General features: G+C 70.5%; 14 protein-coding genes and 2 pseudogenes. 9 read left to right on the top strand and 7 right to left on the bottom strand.

Translation table 11 applies throughout. The features are described 5' to 3' along the window. The first annotated feature begins 170 nt into the window (after positions 1-170). From ACZ5SK_RS34965 to ACZ5SK_RS34945, 5 genes and pseudogenes are all read left to right on the top strand, one after another. Positions 171-374, top strand: a complete 204-nt coding sequence (locus tag ACZ5SK_RS34965; RefSeq protein ID WP_334582976.1) for a hypothetical protein — start codon at positions 171-173, stop codon at positions 372-374. After that, entirely contained in the window at positions 371-1,093 is a 723-nt protein-coding gene (locus ACZ5SK_RS34960; protein WP_468418041.1) for a molybdopterin-dependent oxidoreductase, read from the top strand. The genes ACZ5SK_RS34965 and ACZ5SK_RS34960 overlap by 4 nt, the downstream gene beginning before the upstream one ends. Further along, the gene (locus tag ACZ5SK_RS34955; RefSeq protein ID WP_457495545.1) at positions 1,077-1,769 is read left to right on the top strand and encodes a cytochrome b/b6 domain-containing protein; all 693 of its coding nucleotides are present in this window, start codon (positions 1,077-1,079) and stop codon (positions 1,767-1,769) included. Before ACZ5SK_RS34960 ends, ACZ5SK_RS34955 begins: the two co-directional genes overlap by 17 nt. A gap of 59 nt (positions 1,770-1,828) precedes the next feature. Beyond that, positions 1,829-2,218, top strand: a pseudogene (locus ACZ5SK_RS34950) (dioxygenase family protein); the annotation flags it as partial. A 23-nt stretch (positions 2,219-2,241) separates the two neighbouring features. Beyond that, positions 2,242-2,472 (top strand): annotated as a pseudogene (locus ACZ5SK_RS34945) (iron-containing alcohol dehydrogenase); the annotation flags it as partial. A gap of 293 nt (positions 2,473-2,765) precedes the next feature. Here ACZ5SK_RS34945 and ACZ5SK_RS34940 read toward each other — a convergent pair. Beyond that, positions 2,766-3,467: a fumarylacetoacetate hydrolase family protein gene (locus ACZ5SK_RS34940; RefSeq protein WP_361708973.1), complete on the bottom strand. Its 702-nt coding sequence runs from the start codon at positions 3,465-3,467 to the stop codon at positions 2,766-2,768. Between the two features lie 170 nt (positions 3,468-3,637). On the opposite strand from ACZ5SK_RS34940, the gene ACZ5SK_RS34935 reads away from it, so the two are divergent. After that, positions 3,638-4,393: an SDR family NAD(P)-dependent oxidoreductase gene (locus ACZ5SK_RS34935; protein WP_334582972.1), complete on the top strand. Its 756-nt coding sequence runs from the start codon at positions 3,638-3,640 to the stop codon at positions 4,391-4,393. Positions 4,394-4,404: 11 nt separating this feature from the next. On the opposite strand, the gene ACZ5SK_RS34930 is transcribed toward ACZ5SK_RS34935, so the two are convergent. Both ACZ5SK_RS34930 and ACZ5SK_RS34925 read right to left on the bottom strand, forming a co-directional pair. Then, a complete protein-coding gene (locus ACZ5SK_RS34930) occupies positions 4,405-4,659 on the bottom strand; it encodes an IclR family transcriptional regulator domain-containing protein (RefSeq protein ID WP_334583811.1) in 255 nt (84 codons plus the stop codon). A 78-nt stretch (positions 4,660-4,737) separates the two neighbouring features. Then, positions 4,738-5,004 (bottom strand): helix-turn-helix domain-containing protein, encoded by a 267-nt coding sequence (locus tag ACZ5SK_RS34925; protein ID WP_334582971.1) that lies wholly within the window; start codon positions 5,002-5,004, stop codon positions 4,738-4,740. 118 nt (positions 5,005-5,122) lie between these two features. On the opposite strand from ACZ5SK_RS34925, the gene ACZ5SK_RS34920 reads away from it, so the two are divergent. Then, positions 5,123-5,689 carry a carboxymuconolactone decarboxylase family protein gene (locus ACZ5SK_RS34920; RefSeq protein ID WP_361708969.1) on the top strand — a complete coding sequence of 189 codons (567 nt, stop codon included), beginning with the start codon at positions 5,123-5,125 and terminating at the stop codon, positions 5,687-5,689. Between the two features lie 39 nt (positions 5,690-5,728). After that, positions 5,729-6,772, top strand: coding sequence for a putative immunity protein (locus tag ACZ5SK_RS34915; protein WP_361708966.1), 1,044 nt, complete (start codon positions 5,729-5,731; stop codon positions 6,770-6,772). A 416-nt stretch (positions 6,773-7,188) separates the two neighbouring features. Here ACZ5SK_RS34915 and ACZ5SK_RS34910 read toward each other — a convergent pair whose 3' ends face one another. The 4 genes from ACZ5SK_RS34910 to ACZ5SK_RS34895 are packed head-to-tail and all read right to left on the bottom strand — an operon-like array spanning position 7,189 to position 11,499. Further along, a complete protein-coding gene (locus ACZ5SK_RS34910; protein WP_334582969.1) occupies positions 7,189-8,055 on the bottom strand; it encodes a sugar phosphate isomerase/epimerase family protein in 867 nt (288 codons plus the stop codon). Beyond that, positions 8,052-9,068, bottom strand: a complete 1,017-nt coding sequence (locus ACZ5SK_RS34905) for a Gfo/Idh/MocA family protein (protein WP_361708964.1) — start codon at positions 9,066-9,068, stop codon at positions 8,052-8,054. The genes ACZ5SK_RS34910 and ACZ5SK_RS34905 overlap by 4 nt, the downstream gene beginning before the upstream one ends. 41 nt (positions 9,069-9,109) lie before the next feature. Continuing rightward, complete coding sequence (locus tag ACZ5SK_RS34900) at positions 9,110-10,540, bottom strand: sugar porter family MFS transporter (RefSeq protein ID WP_468576920.1); 1,431 nt, start codon at positions 10,538-10,540, stop codon at positions 9,110-9,112. Between the two features lie 8 nt (positions 10,541-10,548). Next, positions 10,549-11,499: a TIM barrel protein gene (locus ACZ5SK_RS34895; RefSeq protein ID WP_334582966.1), complete on the bottom strand. Its 951-nt coding sequence runs from the start codon at positions 11,497-11,499 to the stop codon at positions 10,549-10,551. A 215-nt stretch (positions 11,500-11,714) separates the two neighbouring features. On the opposite strand from ACZ5SK_RS34895, the gene ACZ5SK_RS34890 reads away from it, so the two are divergent. Beyond that, positions 11,715-12,716: a LacI family DNA-binding transcriptional regulator gene (locus ACZ5SK_RS34890; RefSeq protein ID WP_334583809.1), complete on the top strand. Its 1,002-nt coding sequence runs from the start codon at positions 11,715-11,717 to the stop codon at positions 12,714-12,716. The last annotated feature ends 320 nt before the right edge of the window (positions 12,717-13,036 follow it).

Genomic DNA, 13,036 nt, shown 5'->3' with positions numbered 1-13,036 from the left:
GCCCGCGGTGCCGAGTCCGCCGTACGCGAGCGTGCGGGCACACGACTCCACTGGCCGTATCGTCGGCCGCTGGACCTCCTCCCGAGTCCCGTGCTCTTCTCTGCCCTGAGGTCGCGGAGTGCACGTCGGAAGAGGACGCCGAGCTTTCAACACCTTCTGAGGAGCACGGAATGAAGATCTGGATACGGTTGGCCGTCGGGGTTCTGCTGCTCTTCTTTGGGGTGGTGTGGAGCCTGCAGGGCTCAGACGTGATCGGGGGCAGCGGCATGTCGGGGCAGGCCCAGTGGCTGGTGATCGGGCTGTTCGTGGCCGTCATCGGCGCGGTCCTGCTCGTCGGCGGAGTCAGGAAGCTGCGGGCGGGAGAGAGGGTTTGACCGAGAACGGGGACCGCGAGGGCAGGCCCGTCGGGCGACGGGTCATCCTCGGAATCCTCGGACTCGGCGCCGTCGCAGTACCCGCCGGCGCCCGCCTGCAGGACGTGACGGACGGCTTGCTGGCCACGGTGAGCAGCAAGGACCCCACAGGGCTGACCGGGCTGCTGCCGGGCGGCGGGGGTTTCCGCTTCTATTCGGTCGCCGACAGCATCCCGCATCGCTCTTCCGCCGACTACCGGCTCACCGTGAAGGGCCTCGTGGACCGCCCGGCGTCGTACACGCTGGAGCAGTTGAAAGCCATGCCGCGCACCCGCCTCGTCCGGGACGTTCAGTGCGTCACCGGCTGGCGGGTGCCGCAGACGCCTTTCGCCGGGGTACGGCTGTCCCACCTGCTGGCGACGGCCGGAGTGAAACCGGGGGCCAAGGCAGTGCACTTCACATGCTTCGACGGCGTTTACACCGAAAGCCTCACCCTGGAGCAGGCGCGGCGCCCCGACATGCTTGTCGCCTACGAGATGCAGGACAAGCCGGTCACCGCCGCGCACGGCGGTCCCGTGCGGCTGTATGCCGCGCCGATGTACTTCTACAAGTCGGCGAAGTGGCTCTCCGAGATCACGGTCACCGACCGCGTGATACCCGGCTACTGGGAGCCGCGCGGTTACGACATCGACGCCTGGGTCGGCAAGTCGAACGGACGCAACGATGACTCGACCGGCTGAACCGTCCGAGCTGATACGGCGCTTCACCGTCGCCGAACGCTGGATCCACCGCGCCACGGCCGCGCTGATGGGCACCGCGCTGGTCACCGCGGCCTTCCTCTACCTGCCCGCACTGGCCGAGCTCGTGGGCCGGCGAAGCATGCTGGTGACCGTGCACGAGTGGGCGGGCGTCACCATGCCCGTCCCCCTGCTGGCCGGGCTGGTCTCACGGGCGTTTCGCGCCGACCTCGTCCGCCTCAACCGGTTCGGTCCGCACGACCGCGGCTGGATACGCGCGACGCTGCGTCGGCGCCCGCATCCCTCGGGGAAGTTCAACGCGGGGCAGAAGCTGTACGCGGCCGTGATCTCGGGAGCCGCGTTGGTGATGATCGGCACCGGCCTCATCATGTGGTTCCCGCGTCTCACACCGCTGTTCCTGCGGACCGGGGCGACGTTTGTCCATGACTGGCTGGCTCTGCTCATCGGTGCCCTGGTCACCGGCCACATCTGGATGGCGTCCCAGGATCCCGAGGCACGCAGCGGCCTACGCACCGGCCTCGTTCCCCGCTCATGGGCCAAGCGCCACCACCCGCTGTGGGAGGGAGAACAGCCAGGTGACCACCAGTCGATGAAGGTCGCTGCACCAGTCCACTCAGCTGCCGAGTCTGCCGGGAGCGACGCCGGCCCGCTCGGCTGAGTGCGGCCCGGACAGCCGACGGACCCTCGCGGAACCGGTTGGAGAAGAGCACCATCATCGTGGTCGGCCCCTTCTTCGTGGACGACTCCCCAGAGATCCCGCTCGGCGGGGACATGGCCTTCGGCGCCCCGGGAGAACCCTGCTGGGTCGAGGGCACCGTCACGGACACCGACGGCGCCCCGGTGCCCGGCGCACGCCTGGAGGTGTGGGAAGCCGACGAGGACGGGCTGTACGACGTGCAGTACGGCGACGGCCACACGGCCGGGCGCGCCCACCTGTACACCGACGACCAGGGCCGCTACGCCTTCTGGGGACTGACTCCGACGCCGTACCCCATCCCGCACGACGGGCCGGTGGGGCGCCTGCCCGAAGCGACCGGGCGCTCTCCGCTGCGCGCGTCCCACCTGCACTTCATGGCCACCGCACCAGGACTGCGCACCCTCGTCACTTCACCCGCACCGGCGCCACGCGGGTCCTCCTGATCACGAGCCGGAGCTCTGCCGCATGGGCGGACGCCGCCACCGCACGGCTGCCCGTCGCCCACCGATTCGGCGAGACCCTGGTCCATGTGCCCGCCGACCTCGCCGACCGCGCACGCGCCGCGGCGGCCACGGCCGGTGCCGATCTCCTCATCGCGGTGGGCGGAGGATCGGCGATCGGTCTCGCGAAGGCGGTCGCCCTCACCAGCGGCCTGCCGATCGTCGCGGTCCCGACCACGTACGCCGGTTCCGAAGTCACGCCGGTGTGGGGCCTGACCGACAACGGGGTCACGTTCTCGCGTTCAACGCGCCCAGCGCGCCTGCCGCGGCCGAACGGATCGCGCGGAGCCTCGGCACCGCGGACGCGCTGGAAGGCATGGCCGACCTGTACGACCGCACCCACAGCCGCCGCGCGCTCCGCGACCTGGGGCTGTCCCGCGAGGACATCACCAACAGGAGGTCTCGGGATCGGACCTCGGTCGGTAGGAGACGACGGCAGGTTCGACAACCCCGACCACTACTCCTGCCGGGACAAGACCGCAGGAACACCCGCCTCCTCAACGACCGGCCCGCCGAAGGAGGGATCCCGGCGGTGCTCGGCTCCCACGATCGTGTTGCGCAGGATCCCGAGGCGCTCGACTTCGACCTCCACCACATCGCCGGGGTGCAGCAGCCAGGGCGGGGTGCGGGCATAGCCGACGCCGGAGGGGGTGCCGGTGGCCAGCAGGTCCCCGGGGCGCAGCGTGAGGGTGCGCGAGATGTGGGACAGCGTCTCGCCCACGCGGTGGATCATCTGGGTGGTGGAGGCGTCCTGGACGGTCGTGCCGTTGACCCGGGTCCGCACCCGCAGCCCGTCCCGCAGGTCACCCACCTCACCGGCAGGCACCATGGGGCCCAGCGGGCCGGAGCGGTCGGCGTTCTTCCCGAGGATCCACTGAGACGTCAGTTTCTGCGCCCGCCGTGCCATGACGTCGTTGAACGTCGAGTAGCCGACCACCGCCTCGAGTGCCTCCGCGGGGGACGCGTCCACCAGCGTCCGGCCCACCCAGGCCACGATCTCGCCCTCCCAGTCCAGCCCGTCCTCGGTGGCGGGCACGGGGATCTCGGCCCCGCCGACCGTCAGCGACCGCGCCCACCGTGCGAACAGCGTGGGGTGCTCGGGCAGTTCCTTGTCCCGGAAGGACCCCTCGGCGACGTGGTCGAGGTAGTTCAGCCCCACGCACAGCTCAACGGTTGCCTGCGAGTCCGTGGATCACTGCCGCCTTCGCGCATACCGAAGGGCGAACCGCCCGCCCAAGGTGTCGGCGTGATGGACATCGCTGCGACGCCGGGGTTATCGTCCGAGCTGATTGAAAGCCACTTTTATTCTCCGAAAGTTGAGGAGCGGCGATGGGATGGCTGGGGCTGGAGGGCCGGCGGGCGCTGGTGATAGGGGTCGGTGGGCTGGGGGCCGCGTGCGCCCGGGAGCTCGCGGAAGCCGGGGCACGCCTGGCCGTGGTGGACATCGACGAGGCGAGACTGAAGGCGCTGCGCGACGAGCCCGCGCTCGCGCAGGCCGACGTGCGCGTGGTCCGGGCCGACGTGACGACCTCACAGGCGTGCGAGGAGGCGATCGCGGCGGTGGCCGACGAGTTGGGCGGGGTGGATCTCCTGGTGCACGCCGTGGGCATGAACGACCGCCGCCCGGTACTGGAAACCCCGGACGAGGTGTGGGAGCGCATCCTCACGCTGAATCTGTCGAGCGCGTTCTACGCCGGGCGGGCCGCGGGACGCCTCATGCGCGAGGGCGGGGGCGGCAGCATGGTGTTCTTCTCGTCGGTCTCCTCCCGGCTCGCCCATGAGCACCACGCTCCCTACGCGGCGACCAAGGGTGGCCTCGACCAACTGGTGAGGGTGATGGCCCGGGAGTGGGCGGCCGACGGGGTGACCGTCAACGCGGTCGCCCCGGGCTACACGGAGACCGAGCTGACCAGGGAGTACCTGGACCGGCCGGGGATGCGCGAGGAGATGGTCGGCCTGGTCCCGGCCGGGCGTCTGGGCACGCCGGAGGACGTGGTCGGGGCGGTGCTCTTCCTCGCCTCGCGGCGAGCGTCGTTCGTCACCGGGCAGGTGCTGTACGTGGACGGCGGCCGCACGCTCGTATGAACCGGCGCCCCTCAGGCCCCACCGAGCAGCCGTGTGATCTCCTGGCAGGCCTCCAGCAGCGGTGGGCGCAGATCATCGTGCAGGCGGGTGACCGGGAACTCCATCGCGGGGACGGCGACGTTGACAGCGGCCACCACCGCGCCGGAGGCGTCGCGCACGGGAGCGGCGACCGAGCGCAGGCCGTAGGCGAGTTCTTCGTTCTGTACCGCCCAGCCCTGCCCCCGGATCTCGGCCAGGGCGGGCCGCAGCTCAGCGAGCGACCGCAGCGCGTCGGGGCCGGTGATCCCGGCGAAGGACGCCCCGGATCAGGTACAGCACGCGGTCGTCGGAGAGGGTGCCCGGGTTCACCGCCTGCCCGGAGGTCGCGGCGAGCCGGCGCAGCGGTCCGTCGGCCGGCTCCACCAGGTCCAGGCCGCGCCGGGCCGAGCAGCCGAGCGTGAGCTCAGTGGTACGCCGGTCTCGGCGGCCATGTCGGTGAGCTTCATCGACGGCCGCTGCTCGGTGAACAGCACGAGTATCCGCAGCCCCTTGGTCAGCGCCTCGACCTGGTAGGTGCGCTTCGGCGTGGTGCCGTCGGCGGGCGGAGGGGCGGGTTCGTCACGCGGCGGCACTCGGCGCTCGCTTTCTGCAGGGGTGTAACGTCTGACCAAGCACGGTCACTTTCATTGTACGGAAGTCGATATCGCGCAAGATGCTTGCTTGCGCGACAACGAGGGCCGAGGAGAAGGCATGGCAGCGCGACTGACCGGGCTGCTGCCCGGAAAACTGGACGAGGAACAGACGGAGCTCTACCGGGCCATCACCGGCGGCCCACGCGCGGCAGGGCCGCAGGCGTTCGCGCTGACCGATGCGGAGGGGCGGCTGCGCGGGCCGTTCAACGCCATGCTGCTCAGTCCGACGGTGGGTCTTGCCGTGCAGGCTGTGGGCGCGGCCGTGCGCTACGGCTCCGTGCTGGGCGACCGGGCGCGGGAGTTGGCGATCCTCGCGGTGGCCGCGCACTGGAACAGCGCCTTCGAGCGCGAGGCCCACGAGGCCGTGGGCCGGGCGGCCGGGCTGACTGGGCCGGAGATGGCAGCGCTGCGCACCGGAACGGTGCCGGAGCTCGCCGATCCCGGTGAGCGGGCAGTCCTGAGGGCGACTTGGGCGCTGCTGCGCGGCGGCGCACTGAGCGACGAGGAGTACGCCGACACGGTGTCCGAGGTGGGGGAGCGGGGTCTGTTCGAGCTGACGACGCTGGTCGGCTACTACGGAACCTTGGCCCTGCAGCTGCGAGTTTTCGCAGGTGAGGGGCCTTGATAGGCCTTGACGACCGATCTATACGCGACCCATACTCACATGGCGAATTCAGCTTTCACCCAGCGAAAGGAAGAGCGGCTGGTGCTGCCGCTGGAGGTGCGCAGCACCCGGGATTACTTCGAGCGCGAGGGCAAGGTCCTGGAGACCGGTGAACGGCTGTCCCGGGACGACGTGAGGCTGCGGGCGCCGATCGTGCCGAAGAAGTTCACCTCCGCGCGGCAGTGCTCCCGGTCGGATGGTCTGCCGTGCCCACGCACGGGTCTGCGCGAGCCGGCCCGCGGCCAGGTCGGGCGGATTGCCCGCTCCGGCGAGCAGCCGTGCGGTGGCCGGGGCCGCGTAGGTGTGCACGAGCGCGCTGGTGATCGAGCAGACCTCGAACCACATGGGAGGCACCGACAGGCTCACGACGTCGCCCCTGTGGAGCATCAGCGGGTCGATGCGGGCAGAAGTGGTCTCCAGGTGTTCCAGCAGGGCGGTGGTGGCTGCGGGAGGCTGAGGGTCGAGACTCGCCAGGAACTGGTCGAAGATGGGTTCATGACAGGCGAAGCGAGCGAGATCGTTCTGAGCAAGCAGGATCTTCGTGAGGTCACCGCGTTCGCCGCGGCGTGCGCGGAGATGGCCCTCGAAATATTCGAGGCCGATCAGCCGGACGACTCGCGGCCTCGAGACGCTGTGGGTGCCGCGTGGGAATTCGCTCGGGGTGGCGAGCGCGGGAAGTCTCTGCGCGACACGGCGTCGGCGGCCCTCAAGGCAGCCAAGAGCGCGGACACTGCGGCTGCGCGCGATGCGGCGTGGGCAGCGATGTCTGCGGCAGGCGCCGCCTATCTGCATCCGCTGGCCAAGGCCACCCAGGTCAAGCACATCCTCGGAGCCGGTGCTTACGCCGCCAGAGCGGCCGAACTCGTTGCTTGTGACGATCGGAGCGTTGCTTCCGAGCAACTTGAGCGGGCGACGCATCACGCGACCCCGGTTGTCGTTGACGTACTCAAACGTTTCCCGGCGGCGCCAGGCGGGGGCGGACGGGTTGGTGAGTTGATTCGCCTGCTGGACGCTGATCTTCGTTCACTCGTCCTCATTGAGTGAGTTTCAGGTCCGGCTGTGGCCAACGCCTGAAGCGGTTGAGCAGATCTCGCTGTGCGGCGTTGCGCCAGTCGCCGTGTTCGCGGCGGCGGCGGCAGTGGGCGTTATGCCTGTCACCGCCAAGCTGTTGATTCGAGTGTTTGTGCTTCTGCTTACAGAGGGTCAACGCTTCGCCCGAAGTGAGCGCTTTCCCTGTCCCGTGAGTCGGCCCAGTCGCGTACCGCATCTCGGACCGATGGACTGATCTGCGGTGCGAAACGCCCGCCATCAGCAGGGTCATCCGCAGCAGATGGGCCGGGCCCGAGACGGCGACGGGGGACGGGGCGGCCTCGTCGACCGTGACGCCCGGCCCACCCCCGGCACCAGCGGGTCCGCCGTGCGGCGGTGCGGCACGGCGGACCCGGGGGCGTGCGGATGACTCAGGCGGTGAGCTCCTTGGTGATGCGGTCGAGCATGAAGGCCGACGACTCATGGGCGCGTTCTTCCCAGGCGAAGACGCAGGCGGTGGCGACGCCGTCGAAGTTCAGCTCGCGCAGGGTGCTGAAGAAGGCGTTCCAGTCGACCTCGCCCTGGCCGATGTCGAGGTGCTGGTGGATGCGGGCGGGGGTGCCGGGCGGGTTGAGGATGTAGCGCAGACCGCTGGAGCCCTTGTGGTTGAAGGTGTCGGCGATGTGGACGTGCTGGAGCTTGTCGCCGGCGTAGCGCATCATCGCGGCGACGTCGGCGGTGGGGTCGGCGCCGGAGAGGTGGAAGGAGTGGGGTGCGCAGTAGAGGTAGTTCACCCAGGGCTTGTTGATCGCGCGGACCAGGTCGACGGCCGGGGCGTTCTCCTCGCAGAAGTCGTCCGGGTGGGCCTCCAGGTTGAGGGCGATGCCCTCGCGCTCGAAGAGGGGCAGCAGCTCCTCCAGCGACCGCCAGAACGCGGCCTCGCTCGCCGCGGCCTGCTCGGGGCGGCCGTTGAACTCCGAGTTCATCAAGGGGCATTCGAGATCCGACGTGATCTCGATCATCCGCTTCCAGTAGCGCACGGCCGCCTGCCGTTCGGTCTCGTCGGGCGAGGACCACTTGTACAGCGGCAGCACGGAGGACAGCTGAACGCCGTGCGTGCGCAGGGAGTTCTTCAGCTCGGCGATGCGCTCGTCGTCGGCGCGCGGGTGCAGGAAGAACGGCATGAAGTCCTCGCGCGGCGAGAGCTCGATGTACTCGTAGCCGAGTTCGGCGACGGTGCGCACCATGGCGTCGAGGGGCAGGGCGCGGAACATGTACGGGTCGAGGGCGATCTTCACGCGGCGCCTCCGTAGAACGCGGGGCGGGGCTTGAGGTCGGTGGCGACGACGCGGCCCGATTCGAGGGCGTCGACGGTGGCGCTGGTGATGACGGTGGCGGCGTAGCCGTCCCAGGCCGAGGGGCCGGTGGGCGCGTCGCCGACGGCGACGCCCGCGATCCACTCCCGGAACTCGGTGTCGAAGGCGTCGGCGAACCGGCCCACCCAGTCCGTGAGCACCTCCGTGCTGTGCTGTCCGGCGCTGCGCACGCCGACCGACGCGGGGTCGGGCAGCCGGACCAGGCCGTCCTCGCCGACCGTTTCGCACTGGATGTCGTAGCCGTACTGGCAGTTGACGAAGACCTCCAGGTCGATGCGGACGCCCTTGGCGGTCTCGAAGAGCATGATCTGCGGGTCCTTGAGGTGCGGGTGCCGTTTGCCGGTCGCGCGCGGGGTGACGACCTGGGTGGAGACGATCTCGTCGTCCAGCAGCCAGCGCAGTACGTCGACCTCGTGGACGGCCGTGTCGAGGGCGGCCATGGCGGAGGTGTAGGACTCGGGGACGGTCGGGTTGCGGTGGGCGCAGTGCACGATGAGCGGCTCACCGATGCGGCCCGAGTCGATGACCTGCTTCATCTGCCGGTAGCCGGTGTCGTAGCGGCGCATGAAGCCGACCTGGACCAGGCGGCGGCCGTGCGCCGTCTCGGCCTCGACGATCTTCAGACAGTCCTCGGCGGTCGTCGCGAGGGGCTTCTCGCAGAACACCGGCTTCCCCGCGGCTATCGCATCGAGCACGTGTTCGGCGTGGGTGGGGCCCCAGGAGGTGACGAGCACCGCGTCCACGTCGTCCGCCGCGATCACGGCCGCGCCGTCGGGCAGCACCCGGGCGCCCACCGGCGCCGCCGCCTCCTCGGCGCGGGCGACGTCGAGGTCGGTGACCGCGGTGACCCGGGCGCCTGTGACGACGTCGGTGAGACGCCGGATGTGCTCCTTGCCGATCCAGCCGGCGCCGATGACGCCTACACGTACGGTCATGGGTGGTGGTCCTTTCGGGGTACTGCCGAGAACGGGGGAGGTCAGGAGAAGCGCGAGCGGAGTTCGGCTTCGAGGGTTTCGAGGGTGCGGCCCCTGGTCTCGGGGACGTAGCGCTTCACGAAGGCGAGGGAGAAGACGCCCGCCGCCACGAAGAGGAAGAAGGTGTTGGAGACGCCGATCCCGTCGACAAGGGACGGGAAGACCAGGCCGATCGTGAAGTTGGTCAGCCACAGCACCACCGCCGCGACGCCCATGCCGAAGCCGCGCATCCGCATCGGGAAGATCTCCGACAGCATCAGCCAGGTCACCGGCGAGATCGCGCCCTGCTGGAAGGCGAGGAAGGTGACGGTCATCGCGAGCACCGCGTACGCCCGGCCGTCGCCCGCGGGCAGTGTCAGGGAGAACACTCCGATGAGCAACAGGGCGGCCGTGGTGCCCAGTTGACCGATCATCAGCATTGGGCGGCGGTCGACCCGGCCGAGCAGCCAGATGCCGACGAAGGTGGCCAGCACCGAGATGACGCCGTTGGCGATGTTCGCGGTCAGCGCGCTGTCGGAGGCGAAGCCGGCGTCGGTGAGGATCTGGGTGCCGTAGTACATGATCGTGTTGACGCCGGTGATCTGCTGCACGATCGCGATGCCGAAGCCGACGAACATCAGCTTGCGCAGCCACGGCGTGGCCTTCATGTCCTGCCAGCCGCCGAGCCTCTCCCGGTCCTCCTTGACGGCGAGCGCCGACACCTCGGCGAGTTCGGCCTCGGCGCGCTGCCGGGACCGCACCTGCCTCAGCACCTGGAGCGCCTCGTCGAAGCGGGTCTGCGAGGCCAGCCAGCGCGGGCTCTCCGGCATCACCAGCATGCCGAACCAGAGCGCGACGGCCGGGACGGTGGCCAGGACGAGCATCCAGCGCCACACTCCGCCGGACTCGCCGCCGACCCGGGCGATGACCGCGTTCGAGGTGAAGGCCAGCAACTGGCCGCTGACGATCATGAGTTCGTTGCGGGTGACCAGCGCGCCGCGCCGTTCGGCGGGGGAGACCTCGGCGAGATAGACGGGCACGGTCACCGACGCCCCGCCGACCGCGAGTCCGAGCACGAACCGGGCCACGACCATGACGGCGGTGTTCGGCGCGAGCGTGCAGCCGAGCGCGCCGACGAAGAACACCACGGCGAGGACGAGGATCGTACGGCGCCGTCCTCGCGCGTCCGACAGCCGGCCGCCGGTGACCGCGCCCAGGGCCGCGCCCAGCAGCAGCGAGCTGGTCACCATGCCCTCGGTGAAGGGGGTCAGACCGAGGTCGTCGGTCATATAGGGCAGGGCGCCGTTGATGACGCCGGTGTCGTAGCCGAAGAGGAGTCCGCCGAACGTGGCGATGACGGTGATCAGCCGCAGCCGGCGGGTGACCGCCGGGGGTGCGTCGTCGGCCGCGGGAGTGGAGCCGCGGGTCTTCAGCGCGTTGTTCGTGACGTCCATGCCGCCTCCTACCGGTCGAGGATCGGGCGGCGGGTACCCGTGAGTCCGCAGCCGGCGAGGTGCTCGCGGGTGCGTACGGCGATGGGCAGGGGCACCTCGGGGGCGCAGGGGTAGAGGTCCTGCTCGACGATCACGAACAACTCGGCGTCCAGCTTGGCGAGTTCGGCCACGACGTCGGCGGGGTTCGGCACGCCTGCGGGCGGGGAGACGCACACCCCGCGCTTGACGGCCTCGCCGAAGGAGAGGTCCTCGGCGGCGACCTGGGCCAGCACGGCGGGGTCCATCTGCTTGATGTGGACGTAGCCGACGCGTTCGCCGAAGCGGCGGATCAGGTCGAGGTTGTCGCCGCCGCCGTAGGCGACGTGTCCGGTGTCCAGGCAGAGGTTGGTGTAGCGGGAGTCCGACTCGTTGAGCAGCCGTTCGATCTCGGGCTGGGTCTGGATGTGGCTGTCGGCGTGCGGGTGGACGACGAGGCGGACGTCGTACTCGTCCAGGAGCAGCTTGCCGAGCCGGTCGGCGCTGCGGCCGAAGCCGGCCCACTGCTCGGCGGTCAGCTCGGGCGGCTCGGTGAACGCGCCGCTCTTCTCGTCCCGGTACATCGGCGGGATCAGCACCAGATGGTGCGCGCCCGCGGCCGCGGTCAGCGCGGCGACCTGGCGGACGTGGGCGAGCATCTCCTCCCAGGCCTCGGGCCGGTGCAGCGCGCCGAACGCGGTGCCGCCGGAGACCTGCAGGCCACGGGAGTCGAGCTCCTCCTTCAGTCGCTGCGGATCGGTCGGGAGGTAGCCGTACGGGCCCAGCTCCAGCCACTGGTAGCCGGCCTCGGCCAGCTCGTCGAGGAAGCGGGTGTGCGACACCTGGTGTTCGTCCTCGGGGAACCAGACGCCCCAGGAGTCGGGGGCGGAGCCCAGGCACAGGTTGCCGACGGTGGTGCGGAGCGGGGTTGGCGCCGTTGCCATGACGTGTCCTTTGCGGGGAGGGACAGGGGCCAGGAAAGTGTCGCGCTCTACTAGCGCGCTCTAGTGCGAGTACGATGACCCCTGTCCAAATGTCATGTCAATAGCCTGTTGCCGGGAGATTTCGAGAGCGCCGTTAGGGTGACGGCGTCGGAAGGCGGATTCGGCGTCGGAGGGTGGGTTCTCAGGTGGGAGCATCGGGCAAGCAGCGGCCGACGATGGCGGACGTCGCCGCGAAGGCGGGCGTCTCCCGGGCGCTCGTCTCGATCGTCTTCCGCGACCAGCCGGGAGCGAGCGAGGAGACCCGGCAGCGGGTGCTGCGGGTCGCCGACGAGATCGGCTACAGCCCCGACAGCGCGGCCCGGCTGCTGGCCCGCGGCCGCAGCCGCACCCTCGGGGTGATGTTCACGGTGCACCAGATCTTCCACACGGACCTCATCGCGGGCATCTACCCCGAGGCCGAGCGCCTCGGCTACGACGTCCTGCTCTCCGCGGCCGCCGAGGGCCGCAGTGAGGCCAAGGCCGTCGAGGCCCTGCTCAGCCACCGCTGCGAGGCGCTGATCCTGCTGGCCTCCGACGCCGAAACCCCCTACCTCGACGAACTCGCGCACCGGACGGCGGCCGTCTCGGTCGGCCGGCGCGCCACCGGCGCCCCCGTGGACTTCGTGCACTCGGCCGAGGGCAGGGGCGTACGGCAGGCCATGGACCACCTCGTCGAACTCGGTCACCGCCGGATCGTGCACATCGACGGAGGGCGCGGCCCAGGCTCGGCCGAGCGGCGGCGCGCCTACCGGGCGGCGATGCGCCGGCACGGGCTGGAGTCCGAGGTGCGGGTGATCCCCGGCGACCACACGGAGCAGTCCGGGATCGAGACCGGCCGACTGCTCCTGGACGAACGCGACCGGGGGCAGCCGCTGCCGACCGCGGTCCTGGCGGCCAACGACCGCAGCGCCATGGGCCTGTTGATGGCCCTGACGCGGGTCGACGTGGAGGTTCCGCGCGACCTGTCCGTCGTCGGCTACGACGACAGTCACCTCTCCCATCTGATGCCGATCGGGCTGACCACCGTCCGTCAGGACGCGGTGCTCCTCGCGGAACACGCGGTGCGGTTCGCGGTGGAGCGGCTGGAGAACCCCGAACTGGCGCCGCGGGAAGCGGTGTTGGAGCCGAAGCTGGTGGTGCGCGCCTCCAGCGGCCCGCCGCCGGAGGGCGCGGGCTGAGGTCAGGGGCGCGGGCTGAGGTCAGAGGCGCGGCCTGCGGTCAGGGGTGAGGGCTGAGGTCAGAGGTGCGGCCTGAGGTCAGAGGCGCGGGCTGAGGTCAGAGGCGCGGCCTGCGGTCAGGGGTGAGGGCCGGCAACGCGGGTGCGCTGCCGGCCGGTCACCTCGTTGCGCTCGCGGTCACCTCGTTACGTTCCCCGTCACGGTCGTTGCGCTCGTGGTCAGCGCGTGCCCTTCGCGGCGAATGCGGCGACGGCGTCCGCGTTGTCCTTGGTGATGAAGGCGGGGCCGGTGAGGACGGGTGCGGTGCTGCCTCCGCTGAT

Source organism: Streptomyces sp. NPDC031474, assembly GCF_055581185.1.
The sequence above is the reverse complement of the archived record's forward strand: the minus strand, read 5'-3'. Positions and strand labels throughout refer to the sequence as shown.

Bases quoted from the DNA above. Each gene is read 5' to 3' on its own strand.
- ACZ5SK_RS34965 (WP_334582976.1), top strand. From the start codon at position 171: ATGAAGATCTGGATACGGTTGGCCGTCGGGGTTCTGCTGCTCTTCTTT.
- ACZ5SK_RS34955 (WP_457495545.1), top strand. From the start codon at position 1,077: ATGACTCGACCGGCTGAACCGTCCGAGCTGATACGGCGCTTCACCGTC.
- ACZ5SK_RS34935 (WP_334582972.1), top strand. From the start codon at position 3,638: ATGGGATGGCTGGGGCTGGAGGGCCGGCGGGCGCTGGTGATAGGGGTC.
- ACZ5SK_RS34920 (WP_361708969.1), top strand. From the start codon at position 5,123: ATGGCAGCGCGACTGACCGGGCTGCTGCCCGGAAAACTGGACGAGGAA.
- ACZ5SK_RS34915 (WP_361708966.1), top strand. From the start codon at position 5,729: ATGGCGAATTCAGCTTTCACCCAGCGAAAGGAAGAGCGGCTGGTGCTG.
- ACZ5SK_RS34905 (WP_361708964.1), bottom strand. From the start codon at position 9,068: ATGACCGTACGTGTAGGCGTCATCGGCGCCGGCTGGATCGGCAAGGAG.
- ACZ5SK_RS34900 (WP_468576920.1), bottom strand. From the start codon at position 10,540: ATGGACGTCACGAACAACGCGCTGAAGACCCGCGGCTCCACTCCCGCG.
- ACZ5SK_RS34895 (WP_334582966.1), bottom strand. From the start codon at position 11,499: ATGGCAACGGCGCCAACCCCGCTCCGCACCACCGTCGGCAACCTGTGC.
- ACZ5SK_RS34890 (WP_334583809.1), top strand. From the start codon at position 11,715: ATGGCGGACGTCGCCGCGAAGGCGGGCGTCTCCCGGGCGCTCGTCTCG.